This is a genomic window from Microcoleus sp. S28C3 (assembly GCF_036700785.1).
Classification (GTDB): domain Bacteria; phylum Cyanobacteriota; class Cyanobacteriia; order Cyanobacteriales; family Microcoleaceae; genus Microcoleus; species Microcoleus asticus.
The window spans coordinates 1-22,062 of sequence record NZ_JAUBPO010000007.1 but is presented as its reverse complement, the minus strand read 5'-3'; the positions used below and the strand labels follow the sequence as shown (position 1 = coordinate 22,062).

At 46.2% G+C, this 22,062-nt stretch carries 22 protein-coding genes; 15 read left to right on the top strand and 7 right to left on the bottom strand.

Features of this window, described 5'->3' with window-relative positions; all coding sequences use genetic code 11:
• Positions 1 to 12 precede the first annotated feature (12 nt).
• Positions 13 to 2,202 (bottom strand): tetratricopeptide repeat protein, encoded by a 2,190-nt coding sequence (locus tag QUA13_RS03830; RefSeq protein ID WP_445242676.1) that lies wholly within the window; start codon positions 2,200 to 2,202, stop codon positions 13 to 15.
• Positions 2,203 to 2,377: 175 nt separating this feature from the next.
• Entirely contained in the window at positions 2,378 to 4,576 is a 2,199-nt protein-coding gene (locus QUA13_RS03825) for a tetratricopeptide repeat protein (protein WP_333196757.1), read from the bottom strand.
• A gap of 371 nt (positions 4,577 to 4,947) precedes the next feature.
• Here QUA13_RS03825 and QUA13_RS03820 point away from each other — a divergent pair, with 371 nt between their 5' ends.
• Both QUA13_RS03820 and mnmE read left to right on the top strand, forming a co-directional pair.
• Positions 4,948 to 5,157 carry a hypothetical protein gene (locus QUA13_RS03820; protein ID WP_333196755.1) on the top strand — a complete coding sequence of 70 codons (210 nt, stop codon included), beginning with the start codon at positions 4,948 to 4,950 and terminating at the stop codon, positions 5,155 to 5,157.
• 50 nt (positions 5,158 to 5,207) lie between these two features.
• Positions 5,208 to 6,593: a tRNA uridine-5-carboxymethylaminomethyl(34) synthesis GTPase MnmE gene (gene mnmE / locus QUA13_RS03815; RefSeq protein WP_333196753.1), complete on the top strand. Its 1,386-nt coding sequence runs from the start codon at positions 5,208 to 5,210 to the stop codon at positions 6,591 to 6,593.
• Between the two features lie 418 nt (positions 6,594 to 7,011).
• Here the strand turns inward: mnmE and QUA13_RS03810 are convergent, their stop codons facing one another.
• Positions 7,012 to 8,550 carry a SagB/ThcOx family dehydrogenase gene (locus QUA13_RS03810; protein WP_333196752.1) on the bottom strand — a complete coding sequence of 513 codons (1,539 nt, stop codon included), beginning with the start codon at positions 8,548 to 8,550 and terminating at the stop codon, positions 7,012 to 7,014.
• Positions 8,551 to 8,773: 223 nt separating this feature from the next.
• On the opposite strand from QUA13_RS03810, the gene QUA13_RS03805 reads away from it, so the two are divergent.
• The 5 genes from QUA13_RS03805 to QUA13_RS03785 all read left to right on the top strand — a co-directional run bounded on the left by QUA13_RS03805 (position 8,774) and on the right by QUA13_RS03785 (position 15,315).
• Positions 8,774 to 9,295, top strand: coding sequence for a pentapeptide repeat-containing protein (locus tag QUA13_RS03805; RefSeq protein ID WP_172187138.1), 522 nt, complete (start codon positions 8,774 to 8,776; stop codon positions 9,293 to 9,295).
• Positions 9,296 to 9,494: 199 nt separating this feature from the next.
• Positions 9,495 to 9,827: a DMT family transporter gene (locus QUA13_RS03800; RefSeq protein ID WP_333196749.1), complete on the top strand. Its 333-nt coding sequence runs from the start codon at positions 9,495 to 9,497 to the stop codon at positions 9,825 to 9,827.
• Between the two features lie 33 nt (positions 9,828 to 9,860).
• A complete protein-coding gene (locus QUA13_RS03795; RefSeq protein ID WP_333196747.1) occupies positions 9,861 to 11,942 on the top strand; it encodes a dynamin family protein in 2,082 nt (693 codons plus the stop codon).
• 224 nt (positions 11,943 to 12,166) lie between these two features.
• Positions 12,167 to 13,447: a hypothetical protein gene (locus QUA13_RS03790; protein ID WP_333196745.1), complete on the top strand. Its 1,281-nt coding sequence runs from the start codon at positions 12,167 to 12,169 to the stop codon at positions 13,445 to 13,447.
• 185 nt (positions 13,448 to 13,632) lie between these two features.
• The gene (locus tag QUA13_RS03785) at positions 13,633 to 15,315 is read left to right on the top strand and encodes a dynamin family protein (RefSeq protein WP_333196743.1); all 1,683 of its coding nucleotides are present in this window, start codon (positions 13,633 to 13,635) and stop codon (positions 15,313 to 15,315) included.
• On the opposite strand, the gene QUA13_RS03780 is transcribed toward QUA13_RS03785, so the two are convergent.
• Positions 15,282 to 15,476, bottom strand: coding sequence for a hypothetical protein (locus QUA13_RS03780; RefSeq protein WP_333196742.1), 195 nt, complete (start codon positions 15,474 to 15,476; stop codon positions 15,282 to 15,284). The genes QUA13_RS03785 and QUA13_RS03780 overlap by 34 nt on opposite strands.
• Before the next feature lie 342 nt (positions 15,477 to 15,818).
• Between QUA13_RS03780 and QUA13_RS03775 the strand changes: the two genes are divergently transcribed.
• Positions 15,819 to 16,136: an SDR family NAD(P)-dependent oxidoreductase gene (locus QUA13_RS03775; RefSeq protein ID WP_333196740.1), complete on the top strand. Its 318-nt coding sequence runs from the start codon at positions 15,819 to 15,821 to the stop codon at positions 16,134 to 16,136.
• On the opposite strand, the gene QUA13_RS03770 is transcribed toward QUA13_RS03775, so the two are convergent.
• Positions 16,120 to 16,287 (bottom strand): hypothetical protein, encoded by a 168-nt coding sequence (locus QUA13_RS03770; RefSeq protein ID WP_333196739.1) that lies wholly within the window; start codon positions 16,285 to 16,287, stop codon positions 16,120 to 16,122. The genes QUA13_RS03775 and QUA13_RS03770 overlap by 17 nt on opposite strands.
• Before the next feature lie 115 nt (positions 16,288 to 16,402).
• Between QUA13_RS03770 and QUA13_RS03765 the strand changes: the two genes are divergently transcribed.
• Positions 16,403 to 17,587 carry an L-dopachrome tautomerase-related protein gene (locus tag QUA13_RS03765; protein WP_333196737.1) on the top strand — a complete coding sequence of 395 codons (1,185 nt, stop codon included), beginning with the start codon at positions 16,403 to 16,405 and terminating at the stop codon, positions 17,585 to 17,587.
• A 1-nt stretch (position 17,588) separates the two neighbouring features.
• Here QUA13_RS03765 and QUA13_RS03760 read toward each other — a convergent pair whose 3' ends face one another.
• Complete coding sequence (locus tag QUA13_RS03760; protein WP_333196735.1) at positions 17,589 to 17,732, bottom strand: hypothetical protein; 144 nt, start codon at positions 17,730 to 17,732, stop codon at positions 17,589 to 17,591.
• A gap of 56 nt (positions 17,733 to 17,788) precedes the next feature.
• Between QUA13_RS03760 and QUA13_RS03755 the strand changes: the two genes are divergently transcribed.
• The 6 genes from QUA13_RS03755 (at position 17,789) to QUA13_RS03730 (ending at position 21,313) form a co-directional block, all read left to right on the top strand.
• Entirely contained in the window at positions 17,789 to 18,202 is a 414-nt protein-coding gene (locus QUA13_RS03755) for a hypothetical protein (protein ID WP_333196733.1), read from the top strand.
• 184 nt (positions 18,203 to 18,386) lie between these two features.
• Positions 18,387 to 18,908, top strand: a complete 522-nt coding sequence (locus QUA13_RS03750) for a hypothetical protein (protein ID WP_333196732.1) — start codon at positions 18,387 to 18,389, stop codon at positions 18,906 to 18,908.
• A gap of 71 nt (positions 18,909 to 18,979) precedes the next feature.
• A complete protein-coding gene (locus QUA13_RS03745) occupies positions 18,980 to 20,044 on the top strand; it encodes an aldo/keto reductase (protein WP_333196731.1) in 1,065 nt (354 codons plus the stop codon).
• Between the two features lie 6 nt (positions 20,045 to 20,050).
• Positions 20,051 to 20,182, top strand: a complete 132-nt coding sequence (locus tag QUA13_RS03740; protein WP_333196729.1) for a hypothetical protein — start codon at positions 20,051 to 20,053, stop codon at positions 20,180 to 20,182.
• 261 nt (positions 20,183 to 20,443) lie between these two features.
• The gene (locus tag QUA13_RS03735) at positions 20,444 to 21,061 is read left to right on the top strand and encodes a flavin reductase family protein (RefSeq protein ID WP_333196728.1); all 618 of its coding nucleotides are present in this window, start codon (positions 20,444 to 20,446) and stop codon (positions 21,059 to 21,061) included.
• Positions 21,062 to 21,175: 114 nt separating this feature from the next.
• Positions 21,176 to 21,313: a hypothetical protein gene (locus tag QUA13_RS03730; RefSeq protein ID WP_333196727.1), complete on the top strand. Its 138-nt coding sequence runs from the start codon at positions 21,176 to 21,178 to the stop codon at positions 21,311 to 21,313.
• A gap of 426 nt (positions 21,314 to 21,739) precedes the next feature.
• Here QUA13_RS03730 and QUA13_RS32685 read toward each other — a convergent pair whose 3' ends face one another.
• Complete coding sequence (locus tag QUA13_RS32685; protein ID WP_445242675.1) at positions 21,740 to 22,012, bottom strand: bestrophin-like domain; 273 nt, start codon at positions 22,010 to 22,012, stop codon at positions 21,740 to 21,742.
• Positions 22,013 to 22,062 lie beyond the last annotated feature (50 nt).

The following is a 22,062-nucleotide window of genomic DNA, read 5'->3' as shown; positions in this document are numbered from 1 at the left end:
AATGACTAATGACTACTTGAGCTTTTCAATCTCAAATTGTGCATCTTTGTAACCGCCAGTTAGTCCTTGATCGAGAAACATTTTGCCGGCTTTTTCTAAATCGCTAATCGCTCCTGCTTTGTCTCCCAATGAGCGGCGAACGATGCCTCTACCGTAGTAAGCAGCAGCATAATTCGGATTGATCCGAATAGCTTGCACGTAATCGGCGATCGCACTGTTGTAATTATTTAACTGCTGGTAAATCTTAGCCCGATTGGCGTAAGCTTCAGCATTGTTGGGATTGAACCCAATTGCTGCTGTAAAATCTGCGATCGCCCCCTGCGCGTCACCCCCAGCACTGCGAGCTAAAGCACGATTGTTAAAAGCATTATAATCATTCGGATTCACTTTCAGCGCTTGAGTGCAATCGGCAATTGCTTTCGGATAATCCTTCAAATTTAAATAAGCAATACAGCGATTGTTGTAAGGAACCCCATCCCGATCGCTCAGCGAAATTGCCTGAGTGCAATCGTCAATTGCCGCTTGATGGGCTCCCAAATTCAACTGCGTGCTGCAACGATTAGCGTAAGCATCTCCACTCTTGGGATCGAGCGCAATTACCTGAGAATAATCCGCCAAAGCTCCCTGATAATCTCCTAAGTGAAAGCGAGCTCTCCCCCGACTGTAGAAAGCATCAACATTCTTAGCATCAAGTTTAATTGCCTCAGTATAATCTCCAATCGCCCCCTGCAAATCTGCACTCGCAGCGCGAGCCAACCCCCGCGAATGATAACCTTTAGCCAGGTTTGGCTGCAACCGAATTACTTCGGTAAAATCCTGAATAGCCGCCTTGTAATCTTGCAGCTCTAAATAAGCAACTCCTCTTTCATAATAGGTATCAAAATCGTCGGGCTGGAGATTCAAAGCTTGAGTGTAGTCCTCAATCGCCCCGCGCTTGTCGTTAAAATCGTGACGGGTTAGCCCGCGGTTAAAATAAGCCTGAACATATTTAGGATTGAGAGCGATCGCCTGAGAATAATCCGCAATTGCTTCTTGATATTTTTGTAAATCATAATTAGCATTACCCCGGCGATAAAAACTCTCAGGATTGTTAGGATTTAATTGAATTGACTTATTAAAAGCTTGCAAAGCTCCCGCAGCATCTTGATTGCGAGACTTTTCCACTCCCTGTTCGTGATATTCCTTAGCTTTAATCGGATTCGGTCGGCTCAAATAACTAAACAGAAATACCAGAATTATTGCTGCCCCAAAAACAGCCAAAATCAGCCACCAAAACCGAGTTTTAAAACGTGACGAAAAACTCTCAGAAGACAGTAAGCTCGGAGGAATAGTTTTCTTTGGAGCCTTATTCACCGGCTCTAGGCGGTGTCTCAACTTGCTGAGATCTACCAAAACTTCCTCCGCAGAGTGATAGCGTTTGCCAAATTGGTGACAGACCATTTTGTCAATTATATTGGCTAGTCCCACAGAACATTGCGATCGGTTTCGCCAAACAATTTCCCCCGTGTGAGAAGGACTCGGATCTTGCAATTTTGGCAAATCCGTACCGGGCAAACCCGTGATAGCTTGGACTGCCATCATCCCGACTGCATAGAGGTCGCTGCTAAATTGCGGGTTGCCTTGAAATTGTTCGATCGGCATATAAGCCGGAGTTCCAGTAGCAATGGTGCGCGGAAATTCTGTATCGTAGTCACTGACGTGACTTGCAACTTCTTTAACCGAGCCGAAGTCAATTAAAACTAATTTGCCGTCTGGTTTGCGGCGGATTAAGTTGGAGGGATTAACATCGCGGTGAATCACTCCCTGAGAGTGTACGAAAGCGAGAAGTTGTAACACTTCTTCCAACAGATCCAGCACTCGTTCTTCCCGCCAAGGTTGACCGGCCACAATTTCCCTATTTAGGGCGTGTCCGGGCACAAACTCTTCGACGAGGTAGAATTGATTTCCTTCCTCAAAATAAGCTAGTAAAAATGGAATTTGATCGTGTTTGCCCAGCTTTTCTAATATTTCTGCTTCTTGTTTAAATAAGCGGTAAGCTGTTTTGAGAACGGTGGAAGTGTTGCTGGGAGGGCGCAGTTGTTTCACTACACATTGAGGGTGGCCAGGGCGGCGAGTATCAACAGCCAAATAAGTTTGTCCGAAAGCTCCTGAACTTAGAATTTGCACTACGCGATAACGCCTGTCTAAAAGTTGACCAACCATGTTCATATCAGGAATTGAGAATTGGGAATTAGTGATTGGGGATGGGAAATTGGAAATTGGAAATTGAGAATTGGTGATTGGTGGTTTAGCCTTCTTCCTTCTTCCTGCTTCATTTTGCATTCTTCATTTTTCCTCATGACTGATGACTGAACACTAATAACTGATAACTAATAGCTTATTTAGGATCGTTGATTTGTGCTTGTGCATTTTGGAAACCATCAGCTCTTCCTTGTTCTAGAAAAAGCGTTGCAGCTTTCTGAAAATCCTCGATCGCCCCAGCACGGTCTTTGAGTTGGCGGCGGACGAGGCCTCGGCTGTAAAAAGCGCTAGCATTGTTGGGGTTGAGCCGCAGCGAGTGAGCGAAATCCTCAACCGCTAAAGGGTAATTTTTTAGTTCTGAGTAAATAGTACCGCGATTGCTGTAAGCTACTGCATCGCTGGGATTGAGCCGAATGGCTTGAGTAAAATCTTCCACAGCCCCCTGCTTGTCTCCCGAAGCCGATCGAGCTAATCCTCGATTGCTGTATGCTTTGGGATTGTTGCCGTTGAGTCCGATCGTCAAACTGCAATCTTCGCTGGCCTTTTGAAATTGTTTTAAATTCAGATAAGCAATGCAGCGGTTGTTGTAAGCTGCTTCATCTTTTGGATCGAGGCGAATTCCTTGGGTGCAATCTGCAATCGCTTTGTCGTAGCTTGCCAAATTTAAGTAAGCGCTGCACCGATTGATATAAGCATCAGCTAGCTCTGGTTCCAATTCTATCGCCTTAGTATAATCCTCCATCGCTCCTTGATAATCTGCCAGATTAAACCGCGATCGACCCCGACTGTAGTAAACGCCAGCTTGTTTGGGGCTAATTTGAATCGCTTGGGTAAAATCTGCCATTGCTCCTGTTTTGTCGCCTGCGGCCGATCGAGCTAAACCCCGATTGCTGTAAGCTGTAGCATCGTTGGGAGTGATCCGAATTGCTTGAGTGTAGTCTTCAATTGCCGTGCGGTAGTCGCCTAAATCGTAGTAAGCTAAACCCCGCTGAGAGTATGCCTCACCGTCGCTGGGATTGAGCCGCACTACTTGGGTGAAATCTTCCACAGCTCCCCGCTTGTCGCCGGTGTCGCGGCGGGCCAGACCTCGATTGTAGATGGCTTTGGTGTGGCTGGGATTGACTTTAATTGCTTGCGTGTAATCCTGTATTGCTAGATCGGTCGCGCCCGTGTCATAGCGAGCGTTGGCCCGCTTGTAGTAAGTTTCCGCATCGCTGGCATTCATGGCGATCGCTTGGGTATAATCGGCGATCGCACCTGTTTTGTCGCCTTGCTGCGCTTTTGCCACGCCGCGAGCGAACAATTCTTGTGCCCTCGCCGGACTTTTACTCTGCCAAAAATAAATCATGATTGCTGTCAAGATTAAAGCTCCGGCTGTTGCAGCCAGCAGCAGCAGTCTGATTTGGCGCTGTCTCGGCGGTTTACTCATAGCGTCCGTGATGATTGTGACTGGCGGCGGCTCAACCTCCCATTTTACGGCGATTTGTTTGAGGTCTGCCAAAACATCGGCGGCCTCCTGATAGCGTTCCTCGCAGTCGGAGCGCACCATTAGATCGATAATATCTGCTAGGGCAAGCGAACAAGTTGCCCGATTTCGCCACGGAATTTCGCTTTTGTTGTTTTTTAAGGCACTCAGTTCGTTGGGTGAGAGTCCCGTCACGGCAAGCTGGGCGATCGTACCTAGAGCGTAGATGTCGCTATTGTAGCGGGGGTTGCCGATCGATTGCTCGATCGGCACGTATAACTCCTGGGCAGCCAACTCGTGTTTTTTTGCTAAAGGCCCTTTAACAGAGTTGGGGGAGGTTTGCGCCAACAAATGACAATTAGCGAGTTCCGGGTTAATTTCTTTGTCTAAGCTAAAGTCAATCAGCACAAATTTGCCGTCTGACTCGCGCCGGATAGCTCTGTCTGGCTGAATTCTGCGGTGAATGAAACCCTTCTCGTGTATGAACACCAAAATTTCTAATATTTCTGATAGCAGACCAACTACTTTGTCTTCAGACCAAGGTTCACCGGGTATTAGTTCTTGACTTAAAGGCGAGCCGGCAATAAATTCTTCTATTAAGTATAAACTTTGATTTTCCTCAAAATACGCCAATAATTCGGGGATTTTGTCGTGTTTTCCCAATTTTTCAATTATTTCTGCGTTTCTTTGAAATATAACTTTGACTAATTCTGGAGTTTGCGAACTGGTGCCGGGGAGCAGCATTTCTCTAACAGTGCATTGCGGATACCCGGGACGGTGAGTATCTGCTGCTAGATAAGTTTTTCCCACCTCACTTGAGTCTGTGACTTTAATGATGCGGTAACGTCTGTCTAGAAGTTGACCAATCATGCTTTGCCCTCTACCCTGTCAATTTTCCATTATCGCATGAAATCAGAATAGCCAAAATATTTGGCTGAGTAATTTAAGTTCGATCGAACCGTGACTCCCACCCAAAAACGGATAGTTGCTTTCCGACATGAGTCGTTAGCCTCCCAAAGGTTTAGACCCGAGTTGAAGATCCCGATTCATCTGTGGAGTCAATCTAAAATCTAAAATCTAAAATCTAAAATCGACTGACTGAGCAAACGGGCGATCGGATTGACGATCCAACTCAAGCGCGGCGTTAGCCCTATTCTAATATCTTAGAAAAAAATCGCTAAAATTGTTTATCCTGCCAATGAGATAGGTATAATTTAACAACCAAGCCGGAGGTCAGTCAAATGAACGTACAACTGGTTGAATGCCTAATTCAAGTTATCTTGTCTCTCGCAGCCGACGAGCAATTAGCGCTCGCAGGCAAGATATTAAAAAATATTCCCTACCCTTTGACTCAGGAACTCGTGCAGCTTGCCCAAAAGGGCGGGTATTTTATTTTTTTGAATAACAAACCAGAGATTTATACTCTCCAATATCGAGAAGCAATTGCCTGATACTCAAAAACAGGAGATTGAGATAACTTTTAAATGTGTGAACAATAAAAATGTCTGAATCACTAACAAAAGGAGGGACGATCGCAGCGATCGCCACTGCCATAGTTCCCCAACAAGGCAGCGTCGGCATTGTGCGAGTTTCCGGTTCCGCAGCCTTAAAAATTGCCGAAACTCTGTTTCGCGCCCCAGGACGGCAAATCTGGGAGTCTCACCGCATTCTTTACGGTCACATCCGTTGCCCCAAAACTCAAGAATTAGTCGATGAAGCTTTATTGTTAATTATGAAAGCGCCGCGTTCTTTTACTCGCGAAGATGTGGTGGAATTTCACTGTCACGGCGGTATTATGGCCGTGCAGCAAGTCTTGCAGTTGTGTTTGGAACAGGGGGCGAGATTAGCGCAACCGGGAGAGTTTTCGCTGCGGGCTTTTTTGAACGGCAGGCTGGATTTAACTCAAGCTGAAAGTATCTCAGATTTGGTGGGAGCAAAATCGCCGGCTGCTGCACAAAGTGCTTTGGCTGGTTTGCAGGGAAAATTAGCCGCACCGATCCGCAAGTTGAGAACAACTTGTTTGGATGTGCTGGCAGAAATTGAGGCGAGAATTGATTTTGAGGAAGATTTACCGCCTTTAGATGAAGCTAAAACTTCTTTGGAAATAAATCATATTTTGGCGGAATTGTCAACTATTTTGGCGACGGCAGATCGCGGAGAATTGTTGAGAACCGGTTTGAAAGTAGCGATTGTTGGGCGGCCGAATGTGGGAAAATCGAGTTTGTTGAATGCGTGGAGCCGGAGCGATCGGGCGATCGTCACGGATTTGCCCGGTACGACGCGGGACGTGGTAGAATCGCAGCTAGTTGTGGGCGGAATTCCGGTGCAGGTACTCGATACTGCGGGCATTCGAGAAACCGAAGACAAGGTAGAAAAAATTGGCGTTGAGCGATCGCGCGCAGCAGCAAAACAAGCCGATTTAGTGTTGTTGACAATTGACGCGGAATCTGGTTGGACAGAGGAAGATTCGGAAATTTACGAACAAGTAAAGCACCGCCAGCTAATTATAATTATCAACAAAATCGACCTAGTAAAAACAATCCCCGAACTACCTTTTTCCTCTGAAGTTCATCCAATAGTTGCCGCAGCCGCCGCCTTCGATCGAGGCATAGAAGACTTAGAAACAGCAATCTTAAATGCCGTTAGCGGGGAAAATTTGCAAGCAGCAAACTCAGACTTAGCAATCAACCAGCGGCAAGCAGCGGCGTTAACTAAAGCTAAAATTTATCTGGAACAATGCACGGATACGATGAGCAATAAATTGCCTTTAGATTTTTGGACAATAGATTTACGCGGTGCAATTCAAGCATTGGGGGAAGTTACGGGCGAAGAAGTGACTGAATCAGTGCTAGACAGAATATTTAGCAGATTTTGCATTGGCAAATAGCAATAGCAGGACTTACGTAAAACCTGTATAGTACAGGTTTGCAATCCTCACTTTACCGCTATCACTTTAAAATTCAGAAAATTGACTGACTCGCTTGTTTGATTTTTTGCAGATTGAGTAGTTCCTACCGTAAATCAGCAACGCCAATCCTTCAATCTCAAATCTCAAATCTAAAATCTAAAATCGATAGATTGACTGACTCGCTTGTTTCATTTTTTGCAGATTGAGTGGTTCCTACCGTAAATCAGCAACGCCAATCCTTCAATCTCAAATCTCAAATCTAAAATCTAAAATCGATAGATTGACTGACTCGCTTGTTTCATTTTTTGCAGATTGAGTGGTTCCTACCGTAAATCAGCCAGGCCAATTCTTCAATCTCAAATCTAAAATCTAAAATCTAAAATCGATTGACTCATTCTCACGATCGAGGTCTTCCCAGACTTGTAATATAAAGCACAGCCTCACCCGCAGGAATACCCAGAACGTCATTGACGCGATCGTCAAAAAAGCCCGCGATACCGCTGACACCCAAACGCAGTTGAATAGCTGCTAAATTCAACCGCTGGCCCAAATGACCCGCGTCCATGTGCAAATAGCGGTAAACTCGATCGCCATATTTTGCTACAGCCCTGTTCAAATCCGCCGTGTGAAACAACAGCGCCCCCGCATCTCTGCCTAAATCTTGCCCCAAACACAAAAAATGCAATTCCCTGCGGAAATTTTTAAACCGAATTTGCCGCAATTCTTGAGCTTTCGGAGCGTAATAGTAACAGCCTTCTTCTAACCCATTCACTCCCGAAACAGCAATAAAAGTCTCGATCAAACTTAGATCGAAATAATCTGGATAACCGTCTAATCCTTGGTCGATATAGTGCTGCGGCTGATAAGTAAAATCGAGCATAGCTAGCAGTTCGCCCAAGCTCAAAGAAGCACCTGTATAAGCACGGGTAGAACGCCTTTTAAGCATAGTGTTTTCTAAAGTTTCCAGGTTCACTCCCCAAGGAATTGAAGGAGTGACAGTCGAAACTTTAGTACAAAAAGGAAAGTTGTATTTATCCTCTAATTCTCCTTCACTTTCATCAAGTTTCCAACCGTCCGCTCCGGTAGGATCTGATTCTAAATGCGTCGCTCTGTGAAGGTATTTTAACAGTTTACCTTCGGAAATTTGCGGGTAATCTGTCGTGGTGTTTCCGGGCAAAGCTGTTTTAAATTTAGGCAAGTTTTGGTCAATATCTAGCAAGTCGGCTAAAGCAACTACACAAATCGCTCCTTCTTGCTCCGAGTCGATGTACAGTAATTCATTGATAGCTTCGTCAGTGAATCCTCCAATCAGGTGAGGTCGGTAATCGTTGACGGCGCAAGCTAATTCAATATTGCTCAGTAAATGACCGGTGTCTAGGAAAATTCGCCGATAAGCTCGGTCTTCGTAACGCCAAGAAGAACGAAAAAAAACAGTGGTAATCGCGATCGCCAATTGCGTATTTTCTAGCGCGGGCGACTGGAAACAAGCTGCTTGCAAGGTCGGCCAAACTTGACTGTCCCAAAAATGAACAAGTGAATGAGTTCTGCACTGATAGTTGTAAAGTCCGGCCGGCAACTGCGCAGTGCCGCGGGATATTAAATAAACCTCTGCTGGGTAGAGCCCGCCCGCCGACGGTGCGGATCGCAAATACAGGTAGCTGTCGTCTACCGTTTGCACTTTCGCCGTCAACCCGTAGCTGCACAGCAACAAGCTGGATAACCGATGCCACCAAACCGCATCGGGATCGGCATCGGAATCATCCGAGGGGTCTTTTAGATAAGGCTTGAGGTCAAAATACGCTCCTATTTTATATTCTTTGAACGGCACGGGTTGCTCTGTCCAATCTAGCTGTTTGCTTTTGGCAGCAAGGGTTTCAGGATCGTATTTCGTCCGTTCGTGGTAGTGCTGAGCAATGGAGGGAGGAAGTTCTGGCATATTTCAGTAGAGGATTGACTTTGGTTTCTCGATCTTGACATTACTAACCGCTTACTGGTCGAGCAAGGCAGAAATTGACAAATATAAAAAAAATATTAGAAAAAATGCGAGCGTTGTTACATAAGCTTAACATAAGAATATGCCTAAGTATAAATACGCAGTAAAATAACCATTAATTATCGTTATAAATTGACTGCATTAGCTGTCGTCATGAGGGGTGAAAATGCAAAAGCTAAGCGCTGAGGAATTGCTCGCTCAGTATGCTGAGGGGAAGCGAAACTTTAACGCAGTTGACTTAAGTGGAGATAACTTGTTTCAAGCAGACTTAGCAGAAATAAATCTTTCTGGTAGCGTTCTGAGGCGAGCTTATTTGCCCTACGGAAATTTGACTGAAGCCAATCTTTATAAAACTGATTTACAAGATGCTGAATTGGGCGACATTCAACTTTATCAAGCCAACTTGTCGGAAGCAAATTTATCAAGATCAAATTTATGCAGAGCAAATTTGCGCCACGCCAATTTACAAGGTGCCAATTTGCAGAAAGCCAATTTGCAAGGTGCGGATTTGTACAATGCAGATTTGACGAATGCCGATTTGAGATATGCAGATTTGAGCCGAGCTAATTTGGATAAAGCAAAGTTAACCAAAGCTCAATTAGCGGGCTGCAACTTATTTCGATCGCGCTTGGTCGATTTGTCAGAAGCTGAGTGCGATCGCACTACTATTGGCCCCGAAGGATATTGATGATGTGCAGCGCCTAGTCTAGGGCGATCGGCTTAATTAGTCGTGAAGCGTAGCTATCCCGTAGGGAATCGCCCTTTTTAAAATTTCTTAACATTTCTCGACAGCGGGGAAAATGTGAGTTACAGTTGTAAAAAACTTATCACTACCCAACATTGACAATCAATAACACATTTTTACCGTGGGAAATAGGGTAAAATTTATGAACTCTCCCGATAAAAAAGCAAGAGAACTCCGGCACAAAGAACAAGAACTGCGGAAGCGCGAACAAGAAATTCGACTGCGCGAACTAGAAGCCGAAATCGACCGCTCAGTGCCAGAACATCTAACGACAAAGTACGAAGAACCAGACAGCCAAGTTAACGGGAAACTCAAACAGTGGCGCCGAAAAATTATAGCAGCCGCTCAATTTACAGGCATTGTTATTGCTGTTATTGTTGCAGTTCGCATAGCATCTTGGCTGGCAGCCGCGCTGATAGTTGGAGGCATTGCTTTGATCGCTTACAAAATGTTTATTGAAGAAGACAGAAGTTGAAAAGCCCAAGCTGGAAATTCTCAGGAAATACTCATGAACCTTAAAGTCGAAACTAGCAACTTTCTCAACGATTTAGAGCGAGTAGCCGCAGTCCGCCGAGAAATAGCCGATCGCCTCAGCAACATCGCCACAGCAATCAACCAATCAGAATTAGCCGGAGCCGAAGCATCGGGAAAACTCGGTTTAGAAACCGACAGCGCCGACATCAATCTCGCCAGTAAAAACTTGCGCCAAGGAGTCTTTCGGCTGCTAGTTTTAGGCGACATGAAACGCGGCAAAAGCACTTTTCTCAATGCCTTAATCGGCGAAAACTTACTGCCCAGCGACGTAAATCCCTGTACAGCTTTGCTGACGATTTTGCGCTACGGTTCAGAAAAAAAAGTTACCGTTTATTTCAATGATGGCAAAAGCCCAAAACAGCTAGATTTTAAAAGTTTTAAACAGAACTATACAATTGACCCCGCTGAGGCAAAACGCTTAGAAGAAGAAAAGAAACCAGCATTTCCCGATATCGACTGCGCCGTAGTAGAATATCCCTTACCTTTGTTAGAAAAAGGCATAGAAATAGTAGACAGTCCCGGACTGAACGATACAGAAGCCCGCAACGAATTATCTCTCGGTTACATCAACAACTGCCACGCTATTTTGTTCGTACTCAGGGCAACTCAGCCTTGCACGATGGGTGAAAGACGCTATCTAGAAAATTACATCAAAAATCGCGGCTTGAGCATTTTCTTTCTGATTAATGCTTGGGATCAAGTGCGGGAAAGTTTGATTGACCCGGACGATTCTGAAGAATTAGCAGAAGCAGAAGGGAAACTGCGGCGGGTTTTTCAAGCTAATTTGGCTGAATATTGTTTGACAGAAGGACACGATATTTACGACGAGAGAGTGTTTGCGATTACCTCAATTAAGGCATTAAGGTTGCGGATGAAAAACCCAGATGCGGATTTGGCAGGAACTGGTTTTCCCGAGTTCATGGCGGCACTGAATACGTTTTTGACCCAGGAAAGGGCGATTTCGGAATTGCGTCCGGCGAGGACTTTGGCGCGTCAAATTTCTGCTCGCGTCCGCGAAGCTGTTGGACGCCGTTTACCATTACTCGATCGCGATGTCAATGAGTTGAAGGAAAAGATTAATTCAGTTGAGCCGGAGTTTAAAAAGCTGACTCAAATTCGCGATGAATTTCAACAAGAAATTATCGGCGTTAGAAATAGTAAATCTCGGGCGATCGCAGATTCTTTCCGCGCCTACGTTCTCAACTTAGAAAATACCTTTGAAACAGATTTCTTGCGGTATCAACCGGAGCTGAGATTTCTGGATTTCTTCAGCCAAGACAAGCGCGAAGCATTTGAAGCATCGCTCAAACGAGCATTCGAGCAGTACATCAACGACAAACTAGCAGCTTGGACTCTCACGGCTGAACAAGAGATGAATTCAGCATTTTCGCAGCTATCGAAAAGTGCGGCAAATTACGGAGCATCTTACACGAAAGTGACTGAAAAAATCACCGAAAAACTGACCGGGCAAAAAATACCGGCAGCAGTCAGCAACTCGAAGGAAGATAATTCGCCATCTTGGGCAAAATGGGCAATGGGATTGTTTTCATTAACGACCGGAAATCTAGCGGGCGTAGCTATGGCAGGAGCGGGTTTTGACTGGAAAAATATCCTGCTCAATTTAATTACTGTCTTGAGCGTCAGTACGATTTTTGCTAGTTTTACGGGTGTTGTTTTGGGGCCGCTGTACTTGGCTTTATTGGGGATGGGTGTTGGGGTTTTGCAAGCAGACGGAGCTCACAAACAGTTGGTGAAAGCGGCGAAAAAAGAGCTGGTGAAATATCTGCCGCAGGTGGCTCAAGAGCAGTGGCAGCCGATTCACGATGCTGTTAAAGAGTGTTTTGATGTTTACGGGCGGGAAGTGGGCGATCGCATGAATGATGATATTAATTCTCGGAAAGCAGAATTAGATAATTTGCTGCAACAAAAGGAATCTCGCGAGATTAATTGTCAGGCTGAATCTGAGCGTTTGAAAAAATTGGAGGCTGATGTTTCTGCCCAGTCGCACAGTATAGAATCGCTATATCAAGGTTTCCTAGCATCTGCAGGAAGCTAGACGTGTTTTCAAACTTGAAATTAGCTTAAATTGTAGTTGGGTTTCGTTTATCAACCCAACCTAAATAATAGTTTGAAAACACGCTCTAAGCCCCCAGTCAAATTACCGCTGTTCTTGAGGCGAGATTGGGAATGGTCGCAAAAAGAAAATTGACATCGTGCGGATGCTGCTGCAGAATGGGCTTAAGGATGTGGATGAGTAGATGCAAACATTAGGGGGTAAATATGGATAATGATAAAGTTTTACAGAAAAAATTAGAGAGATTAGAAAGGAACTTGAAAATTATTCAAGCCCTGGAAGACACCTCTGCCAAAATCAATCGACTTATCAAAATGGCTCAACAGTTTAAACTTATCGATCGCCATGAGAAAGCTCAGGAAATTTATCATCAAGCCTTAGAACTTTCCCAAAACTTTTCGGATAGCTATGATAAGGTTTGTTTGCTACAAAAATTGGGCTTGTGGCAAGAGGCAACTCTCATTAATCAAAAGCTGCTGAACAACAGGCTTAACCAAAATCTGCCAGATGGCTCTGAAAAGATAGATATACTTAAACAACTAGGTCGTTTTCAAGAGGCGATCGAAATTACTCAAAGATTGACAAATGGCTATACAAAGGCAGCTACCCTAATTGAAATTGCCAATCTCATCCAAGAATCCAATCAGAAAAATCATCTCTGGCAAGAGGCAGTTTTGGTGGCAGAAACAATTAAAGATATAGAAGAAAAAGATAGAACATTAGTCCATATGGTTAAAAAAAAATTAGAGAGTAAGCTCGATCGTTCCCATGAATTATTGCCTGAAAAACTGCTAGATAATTCAAGAGTTATTGCAGTGATATATGAAAAAATTTCAGAAGAGCAATACAAGCAAGCTCTTCAAATTGCTCTAAGAATTGAGCAGATAGAACACAGAAATACTGCATTGTACGATCTGGCCTGTTCTCGATCTGATAATAGAGATTGGGGGATCGACCTCATCAATCAACACTATATTGTTACTCCCCCAGATTTTTCTCATAAACAAGTACAAGGAATGCAGTTTAGGCAGAGCTGGTATTCAAATACATTAGCTGCATTTGAAGAGCCATCTTTATCAAATTGGGCAGATCGGGAGAAGATACAAACTGCCTATCGCTTTATTTATATACCTAGTTTTCATCCCAGCTTAGTCATTCGAGTTGGGGGATATATACTCAGTACACCTTGCTTGCAGGCTGTTACAAAAGTAGGAAGCAAGGTAGGGAGTGAAGAGCCTTGGATGCTCACAGAAGCAAAATCTTGGGAATTACTGACAGCCATCAATGAGAATAAATTTTGGCCTTCCATTACTTGGGATTTGTCTATGGGTTTTGATGGCTCGCGTTGGGTGTTTGAAGGCTGGAATCAAGGAAAATACAAATGCTTGGATGCTTGGAGTCCTAATAATGGACCAGCATATCGCCTTGGGAAAGTTTTCTTGTCTCTCTTCCCAGAAAACTTATTAGAACTAACTAGAATTTACTGAACCTCCTACAGGCTCACGAGAATAAGTAATATCAGACTCGATCGATCGCTTATAATATATCTAGGTTGGGCCTTGGAACGAACCCTACGCTTCGCCCAACAAATCTACAAAACCCAACAAATCTACAAAAAAGGTTGGGTTGAACGAAGTGAAACCCAACCTACAGCTAACGAGGATACAACAATATGCAAGAACCAGAGGCTTATCAAAATTTGATGAATTATCTGAAACCAGCACTCGGTATTCTCGAACTTGACAAAAACTCCCAACTGTATCGAGATACCACCTCAATCTGCGACTATCTCGCCAAACCAACTTTTCAAATCGCTGTCTTTGGCCCGTTTAATTACGGCAAGTCAACTTTGCTCAATGCTTTGCTGGGAAATCGTGCTTTGCCGATCGACCTCGTGCCCACTACAGGTGCTGCCATTTATGTCAACTACGGCGAGGAATTGCACGCAAAAATTACCCTGAAAGACGGCACGGAAATTAGCGAACCGGGGACTGATGTTTTGAAACGCTACGCCATTCTTGACGACGCGAGACAAATGCGGGATGATGTGGCCGCCGTGAATGTTTACTGTCCCCATCCATTCCTGAAAACAGGTGTGGAATTGCTGGATTTGCCGGGAACCAACGATCGGGAAGAACAGGATAATTTGGTTCGGGATAAATTGCTAACGGCTGATTTGGTTGTGCAGGTTTTAGATGCTCGCAAATTGATGACTTTAGGCGAACGAGAGAACTTGAGAGATTGGTTGAGCGATCGCAACATCAACACTGTCCTCTTTGTTGCCAATTTTCTCAATCTACTGGAACCAGACGACCAAAAACAAGTTTACAATCGGTTGTTGTTTGTTGCCGAAAGTTTTCGCTCCAACTTACCGAACAATATCAGCAATATCTACCGCGTCGATGCTTTGCCGGCTTTGAGGGCTAGGCTGAAAGGAGATGTGGCGGCCGCCCAAACTACAGGAATTGCCACCTTTGAATCGGCTTTGCAAAGTATTGTGGCAGCTCAACAGGAACAACTAGCAGTTAAGTTGCCCAGAATTGAAGCTATAGCTACTAAAATTTGCCAATCTCTCCGAGCCAAATCTGAAACTGTCACCGCAGAAATAGCCGCATTTCAACAAAAGCACAAGCACAGAATTGAAATTAAACAAAAAGCCGAAAAATTGATATCAAAAGGCTTTCACGCCAGCGTTTCCGAATTCGAGATTTGGCTTTACCAGCCCACACTTTTACAGCGCTATCAATCGGAAATGGCGCTGTCGCTTCAGGAAGGGAGTTTTGATGCGTGGAAGCTAAAATTTCAGCGAGAGGTCTTACATCAGCAGCAAACCATCGCAGAATGGGTAAATAAAGCTTGCGAATTCTTTGAGAAAGAACAGCCGATCGCACTTTTGATTTCCTTTCCTCCATCCCCGCAAGTCAGTTTACCGGAGCCGCCGCCACCTCCAACTCAAAAGTCGATCGAGGGCGAAGTAACTCCAGTGGCGATCGCCACCGGCTTAGGTTGGCTGTTGGGCGGGCCTGTGGGAGCCGCAGTAGTCGGCGGTGCTAGCTATATTTTGAATAAAAGAACTGTGTATGAAAAGCCGCCTGAATCGTCAGAAGCTTATCTCAATCAAGTAACGGAAATTTGCAGCGAGGCTGCTAAAAACTATCTCGCTCGCTTCAGCACCGATACTTTTTCCATGCTGCAACACTACAAGGAAATCGCCGGAAAAGTTATCTGTTTTCAAGACAGCAAAGAGCTGCTAAAGACAAATATTCAGGAATACCAGATACAGTTAATCAATAATTTGTTAGAAAACATCGAATCCTGCCTTCAAATGACCAAATCTGTAATTAACGGCAAATGATCCGAACCGACATAGCGGTCAGTATTAATTTTTAAAACATCAATTTCTTGGCGGACTAGAAAGCGATCGATCGGAATATAAGCCAGTGGCATAAAAGTCGGCCAAGTCGGTAAAATGCCAAAGCCCGATCGCGCATTTCGCAAATTTCCGGTTTTTACCATATTTTTGTAGAATGGCGACCACATTGTGGTATTGAAATTCTCAACCAGTGAAAGCTTTAATTATACTTAGTATGCAGAACTACCTGGGGAAGAACGGCTGTGAGTGAAGACGCTTCGCAGTGCTTGAGTTGCCGTGCGATCGCACAGGCGGAATTCTAGAAAAGTAACCTCAAACAGACACTAGCGGTATGTCCTTGGGTGGTATGTCCTGGGAAAGATGCGAGCGCACAGTTGCCTCCCTAGGATTGTAAGAATTGAAAGCCCCCACTCCACAAAGATTGTCTGGTAGAGAGAGAAGCAATCCTAGACAAACGAGCGTGGAGCAATTACAGAGGATTTTATATGGTGAGAAACTGTTCGTTGACCCGGCCGTTGGCTGTCGTGACGGGTGCCTCTAGCGGCATCGGCTACGAACTCGCCAAACAGTTTGCCCGAAACCGCTTCGATCTTTTGGTGACATCGACTGGTTCAAGTATTGATGAGGCTGCTAAAAGCTTTAAGGGACTGGGCGCCAAAGTCGAAACATTACAGACTGACCTCGCCACTGACGGTGGGGTTGAGACGCTTTACAACCACATCCAGAAGACAGGACGACCCGTAGATGCGATCGCGATCGGTGCAGGTGTCGGCGTCGGCGGCGAGTTTACTGAATGCCGCTAACCCACGCTGCACGCAGGGTCTGCGCGCCTACCAGTGGATGATGGAGGTCGATCGCAGTAAAGACGTGAGGCTTTTTTGCAGTCACGATGCTATTGAGTCGAAAGCCTTCGCTGACGGGTCTAGTAGCTCTCAAAACTAGAAATTTCATCATTATTTTTTGAGTAACTGATTCTGATGGTTCGATCGACAATCGGCGTGTCCAAAGCTTTTTTATCCGCGATCTCCTTTTAGTAAATTTCATGGCATCGATATAAAGAAGGTATTCTATGAAGCTCCTTAAACTCCTACTATTTCTTGCAGTCGTCGGTTTTCTCGGCTCTGCTGTTTATGCCCAGTCTCAACCCGCCAAGATCGATCTAACAACGCTGCCCAGAGAGCAAACTCTTGGCGATATCGAACCCGTCGCGATCTTCAACGGCCCCATGCCTACAGGTGTTACTGTTTCCCAAAGCGGACGCATCTTCGTGAACTTTCCCAAATGGGGCGATCGCGTAGAGTACACTGTTGCCGAAGTCAGAAATGGTCAGACGGTTGCGTATCCTAATCCTGAAATGAATCGCCCGAACCCAAGCGACCCATCAAAGTCTCTGCTTTCGGTTCAAAGTGTGGTGGTTGACCCGCGCGATCGCTTGTGGATTTTGGATACTGGCAGCGTCAACTTTGCACCCGCTCCGCCCGGTGGAGCCAAATTGGTCGGAGTGGATCTCAAGCAAAACCAGGTTTTCAAAACCATTGTCTTTCCCCCAAATGTGGCATTGCCAACAACTTACCTGAACGATGTTCGCTTCGATCTGCGACGAGGTAAGGCTGGAATGGCATTCATCACCGACTCGTCCGACAAGGGGCCCAATGGAATTATTGTGGTTGACTTGGACTCCGGCAGGAGTTGGCGGCGGTTGAACGACCATCCTTCCACGAAAGCAGTCCCCAATTTTCTACCCAGTGTGGAAGGGATGCCTATTATGAATCGTCAACCGGGTCAACCGCCCAGCCCAATCAAGATGGGTGCCGACGGGATTGCAATTAGTGCCGATGGGAAGCAATTGTTCTACTGTCCGCTTGCCGGACGACGGCTCTACAGCGTTGATGTTGATGCGCTAGCGGATGAGCGGTTGTCCGACCAAGAGGTGGCAAAGACGGTAGTGGATCGCGGCGAGAAGGGAGGAGCTTCCGATGGCTTGGAGTCGGATGCTCAAAACCGCATTTACCTGACGAACTACGAACAGAATGCGATACAGCGTCGTTTGCCAGACGGCACGATCGAACGGCTGGTGCATGACCCGCGAGTGCTGTGGCCTGACACCCTTTCAGTGGCGCAGGATGGTTATCTTTATTTCACGGCAAATCAACTCCATCGCCAAGCCAGGTATCACAACGGTCAGGATTTGCGGCAGAAACCCTACAGCCTGTTTCGAGTTCGGATTAACGCTCAACCTGTAGCACTGCGGTGAACTACCGCCGTTCGCAGTCACCCAGTGAAGTAAGCGCGTTTGCATTCCGGGCGATCGCGCGATCGGTGGCGGTCAATGCTAGAAAAGTAGCCTCAAGCACGCAAAGCGCGCTCGTTAGTTGGAAAGACGCAATCGCACGGCTCATTATTATTTACTGGAGGAGTTTGTGAAAAAGCACCGCCTATTGAGAAACAGTCCCCGATGAACGCTCGCAACAACCCCACGCCGACAGATGCAGTAATGGGCGTGCTTGCCAAACAGGGCAAACCCGCAGTGGAAATGGTCGGTGATCTCAGCCATCTACTCATACCAGGCCCAGCGGGTGATCTGTTGGCGCGTATTTACAAGCCGCAGGGACAAGGCCCCTTCCCCGTGCTTGTCTATTTCCACGGCGGTTGGGTCATCGCCAACCTCGATACCTACGACTCCTCTTCTCTTGCTCATTTGCCCAATTTGAACTTATTAATCAATAATGCAGGAATCTCGCAGCGTATTCAGTTGAGTGATACTCATGCAGGTGAGCTAGAAGAAAAGCTTCGTAGCGAAGTTGAGATAGACTGCATCGCTCCAATTCTTCTTTTAGCAACTCAACTTCTGCCACACCTGAAACTTTGAAAGGAATAGAGGGCGATCGCTTTGAGATAGAGGTTGGGAAAAGTAAAAGTTTAGCTCTGCTTTCACGGATATCGCCCAGTTTTGCTTACTCAGTCATTAACGCCAGAGAGTAGTAAACGCTAAACTTTGAAGGATTTATGAGCAAGGCCTACAAACTACTTTATGAAACAGAAGAGGATTAACCGTGTTTCTGAGAATTTGGCGCTTTATTACTATTATTCTTGTTGCACTTTTCATGGGTTTGGAGTTCTCCCATGCGTTAGAACTGCCAGCCAAAATGCAGTATGACGGGCCGCTCTACGTGACGCTCCAAAATACTCTGTACCGATACTTTGGAATGCCCGGCCCGGGTGCGTTCATCACGCTTGGGATGCTGACCTCGGCAGCCGTATTAACGTTCCTTGTCCGCAAACACCGGCAAGTTTTTTACTGGACATTAATTGGCACAATCTGCTTGGCGCTGGCTTTCCCGGTGGTCTTCTTCCTATTCATCGAGCCTGTGAATGTTGTAATTGAGCAGGCAACCGCTCAATCTATACCATCGGACTGGCTGCGGCTGCGGAGCCAGTGGGAATCTGCACACGCTGCAAACTTCGTTCTTAGTTTAATCGGGTTCAGTGCGCTGCTGATTTCTTTACTGGGTGAGACTTCGCCGAATCGTCCGCACGATCGCCTCACTCCTGAAATCGCGCAACTAACTAGATGACAGGTTGCAGACCAGCATCAAAAGTGTTTTTGCAACATCCTCAAACCACACGAAATTACAAGGAGAAATTTATGAATATCAGCAGACGCAATTTGTTAAAAGTAACTTCTGCTTCGGGTTTAGTTGCCGCAGGGCTGGCAGCTTCCGAAGGGTTTTTCAAACCTTTGTTAGCTCAAGATGAACCGACCCAAGTATACGCTGAAAGTGCAGTTGCCCAAGGTCAAACTCAAAGCGGCGAGATGAGTTACAGGACGCTGGGACGCACGGGAGAGCGAGTGTCTGCGATCGGCTTGGGGGGACACCATATCGGACGGCTTCGAGAGGAGCAAGAAAGTATTAAGCTCATTCGCAGTGCGATCGACCGCGGCATCAATTTTATGGACAATTCCTGGGATTATCACAACGGGCGCAGCCACCGATGGATGGGGCAAGCGCTGAAGGATGGCTACCGGCAAAAGGCGTTTCTGATGACCAAGATTGACGGCCGCACTAAGGGCGCTGCTATGATGCAGATTGACGAGTCGCTGAAGGCGTTGCAGACAGATCGCATCGACCTAATGCAGCATCACGAAATTATTCGGATGGAAGACCCCGATCGCATTTTTGCTCCCGGTGGGGCTATGGAGGCGGTAGTGGAAGCGCAGAAGGCGGGCAAGATTCGCTACATCGGGTTTACAGGACACAAAGACCCTTTGGTTCATCTGCGAGTGCTGGAAATTGCCGCTCAAAACAATTTCCGTTTTGACGCGGTACAGATGCCGCTGAACGTGATGGATGCTCATTTTAGAAGTTTTGAGCAACAAGTTCTGCCAGTGCTGGTGAAGAACCAAATAGGTGTATTGGGGATGAAATCTATGGGCGACCCTTACGTGCTTAGAAGCAATACAGTAAGTCCGATCGAATGTCTCCACTATGCGATGAATCTGCCTACTTCAGTGGTGATTACTGGCATTGATAGTATGCAACTCCTCGATCAAGCGTTAGAGGCTGCTCGCACGTTTAAGCCGATGGATCGAGCACAAGTTGCAGCAATGCTGAATCGCACTCGCGAGGCGGCGGCAAAAGGGCAATACGAACTGTATAAAACTACCAACCAATTTGACAGTACCGCAATGAACCCATCGTGGCTAGGATAAGTGTTTATGCGACCAAAAGTTGCGATCGACATCATCGATATAAAATACGAAGCGGCACAAACTGGCAAAACTATTACCTTACCGCCCGTTTCAAGACTGGATGCCACTCGTGGCCCTGCTCCCAGAATGTTGAAATAATCGACGGTTGCAAAAGCAGTTAAGCCCAAACAAGCGGATGGGTTTTGAAGATGCCTTATTTTTCCCAAAGGGATAATTGTTGCAAGTTGCAAAAGCAGTTAAGCTCAAACAAGCGGATGGGGGCGGTTCTGGTAAAGCCCCTATCGCCTTAATTTCTGTTTAAATTGATGTTCCAATTCCTTCAGCCCAGTTAGGATTATTAACAATATGAGTTGGGATATGGATAATTTTTGAGCCAATAGTTTAGAGAGACTAACGCCGATGTTGTCATTTGTGCCGCAAGAGATGAAAGAGCCTGCTCCTTATCATCTGTTGACAAGTATTGTTGCTCCTAGACCCATTGCCTGGGTTTCAACGATCAGTGCTGCTGGAATTCCCAATCTCGCTCCCTATTCGTTCTTCAATGCGATCGCAGGGTTTCCGCCAACCATTATGTTCTCAGTCGCCTACCGCAGACAGGAACCAAAAGAAAAAGACACGCTCCGCAATGTTCAAGAGGTGGATGAATTTGTCTGTCATGTCGTGGATGAAACATTGTCTACTGCAATGGCTCAAACAGGGGCAGAATTTCCCTACGAGGTCAATGAGTTTGATATGGCACATTTGGAAGCGGTTCCTTCTATCGATGTTCGACCGCTGCGGATTGAAAACTCCCCGGTAGCAATGGAGTGTAAAGTGACACAAATCGTTCCTGTTGAAGGAGCCACGAATGTGATGGTATTAGGTCGAGTCTTACGATTTCATGTGCGTGAAGACTTGTACCGCCCGGAAGTGGGGTTAGTAGATACGGTGCGGATGCAGCCAATTACAAGATTAGGCGGCCCGGTTGAGTACACGAAGATTGGGCAAAGGTTTGAGTTGTCAACCCCAAAGGTTTGAGACGTAGAACATTATTAGGGTGATGATTAGTGGACATTTCTCTAATGATTTCGCGGGTGGGAGCGCCTGACGTGCAAATAAAAGTCGCCGATAAACGCTCGCAATAATCCTACGGTGGCAGATGCGGTTATGGGTGCGATCGCCAAAGTCAAGACACAGCATCCCCAGGAAACTGGAAGACTAGAAGCGATCGCAGTCGGAGGTATTCTGGCACCCGATCGGGCGATCTCTCTGAATACAAACCTGTTATAACGTTCTCATCTTGAGAGAAGTTCCCAGGGTAAGGATAACGTTCGCAATCACCGGACGCGATAAACTTTGCTGCTAACCGACCAAATTGAGCCGTTCCAGTGCATTGCGCTTGTTAGACCGCATCACTGGAATTGGCATAAATCAGGGGGGCTCGCGATGGCATTGCACCACCACCACGCGCACGTCGCAGAGGGTACGGGCAGAGGCAGAATAGGATGCGCTGATTGGCGCGGTGTATAACAAACCCTGTGACCGATTACGTCCGCGGTGCTCCACGATCTACGCATCGCTGGTCTGCTGCCACAGAGCAATTGTGCTTCTTGTGTGGCTCGGTTCGGTGCAGCGCGCCAAACCGAGCCACACAACAGAGTTGTTCCGTGCCCGCCGCAGGCGAACATTATGCCGTGGGAACGCGACCGCCTCATTTTATTGAGGAGCTATCAAAGTCGTTTGGAGGACTTCGAATGACCTCGGACTGATCCCGATACTGCTCCGGAGCGGGTAATCTAGGGCGACGATTAGGAAGAAGAATAGACCGATCGATAGAGCTATAACGCCTGTCACCGCCAAGTGGGTTGCCCGGCTCTCCAGTGAAAGAAACCAACTTGCCCCAATGAGAAGGGCCGCACCGAGAAGCAGAACTTGGTAGAGGATATCGAGCAGCCCGTTATTTAGGGCTTGCTGAATAATCGATCGCAAACCAATAACAGGAGCGATCGATATCTGAAAGCTCAGTTAAAGATAAGTTA

What these genes read in the sequence shown, in the direction of transcription:
- QUA13_RS03770 (WP_333196739.1), bottom strand. Translation starts at nt 16,287, where the DNA reads ATGATGAAATTTCTAGTTTTGAGAGCTACTAGACCCGTCAGCGAAGGC.
- QUA13_RS03800 (WP_333196749.1), top strand. Translation starts at nt 9,495, where the DNA reads ATGAACTCTCCCGATAAAAAAGCAAGAGAACTCCGGCACAAAGAACAA.
- QUA13_RS03810 (WP_333196752.1), bottom strand. Translation starts at nt 8,550, where the DNA reads ATGCCAGAACTTCCTCCCTCCATTGCTCAGCACTACCACGAACGGACG.
- QUA13_RS03830 (WP_445242676.1), bottom strand. Translation starts at nt 2,202, where the DNA reads ATGGTTGGTCAACTTTTAGACAGGCGTTATCGCGTAGTGCAAATTCTA.
- QUA13_RS03790 (WP_333196745.1), top strand. Translation starts at nt 12,167, where the DNA reads ATGGATAATGATAAAGTTTTACAGAAAAAATTAGAGAGATTAGAAAGG.
- QUA13_RS03780 (WP_333196742.1), bottom strand. Translation starts at nt 15,476, where the DNA reads ATGGTAAAAACCGGAAATTTGCGAAATGCGCGATCGGGCTTTGGCATT.
- QUA13_RS03775 (WP_333196740.1), top strand. Translation starts at nt 15,819, where the DNA reads ATGGTGAGAAACTGTTCGTTGACCCGGCCGTTGGCTGTCGTGACGGGT.
- QUA13_RS03820 (WP_333196755.1), top strand. Translation starts at nt 4,948, where the DNA reads ATGAACGTACAACTGGTTGAATGCCTAATTCAAGTTATCTTGTCTCTC.
- QUA13_RS03805 (WP_172187138.1), top strand. Translation starts at nt 8,774, where the DNA reads ATGCAAAAGCTAAGCGCTGAGGAATTGCTCGCTCAGTATGCTGAGGGG.
- mnmE (WP_333196753.1), top strand. Translation starts at nt 5,208, where the DNA reads ATGTCTGAATCACTAACAAAAGGAGGGACGATCGCAGCGATCGCCACT.
- QUA13_RS03795 (WP_333196747.1), top strand. Translation starts at nt 9,861, where the DNA reads ATGAACCTTAAAGTCGAAACTAGCAACTTTCTCAACGATTTAGAGCGA.
- QUA13_RS03825 (WP_333196757.1), bottom strand. Translation starts at nt 4,576, where the DNA reads ATGATTGGTCAACTTCTAGACAGACGTTACCGCATCATTAAAGTCACA.
- QUA13_RS03740 (WP_333196729.1), top strand. Translation starts at nt 20,051, where the DNA reads ATGCGACCAAAAGTTGCGATCGACATCATCGATATAAAATACGAAGCG.
- QUA13_RS03745 (WP_333196731.1), top strand. Translation starts at nt 18,980, where the DNA reads ATGAATATCAGCAGACGCAATTTGTTAAAAGTAACTTCTGCTTCGGGT.
- QUA13_RS03785 (WP_333196743.1), top strand. Translation starts at nt 13,633, where the DNA reads ATGCAAGAACCAGAGGCTTATCAAAATTTGATGAATTATCTGAAACCA.
- QUA13_RS03735 (WP_333196728.1), top strand. Translation starts at nt 20,444, where the DNA reads ATGTTGTCATTTGTGCCGCAAGAGATGAAAGAGCCTGCTCCTTATCAT.
- QUA13_RS03755 (WP_333196733.1), top strand. Translation starts at nt 17,789, where the DNA reads ATGAACGCTCGCAACAACCCCACGCCGACAGATGCAGTAATGGGCGTG.
- QUA13_RS03765 (WP_333196737.1), top strand. Translation starts at nt 16,403, where the DNA reads ATGAAGCTCCTTAAACTCCTACTATTTCTTGCAGTCGTCGGTTTTCTC.
- QUA13_RS03760 (WP_333196735.1), bottom strand. Translation starts at nt 17,732, where the DNA reads ATGAGCCGTGCGATTGCGTCTTTCCAACTAACGAGCGCGCTTTGCGTG.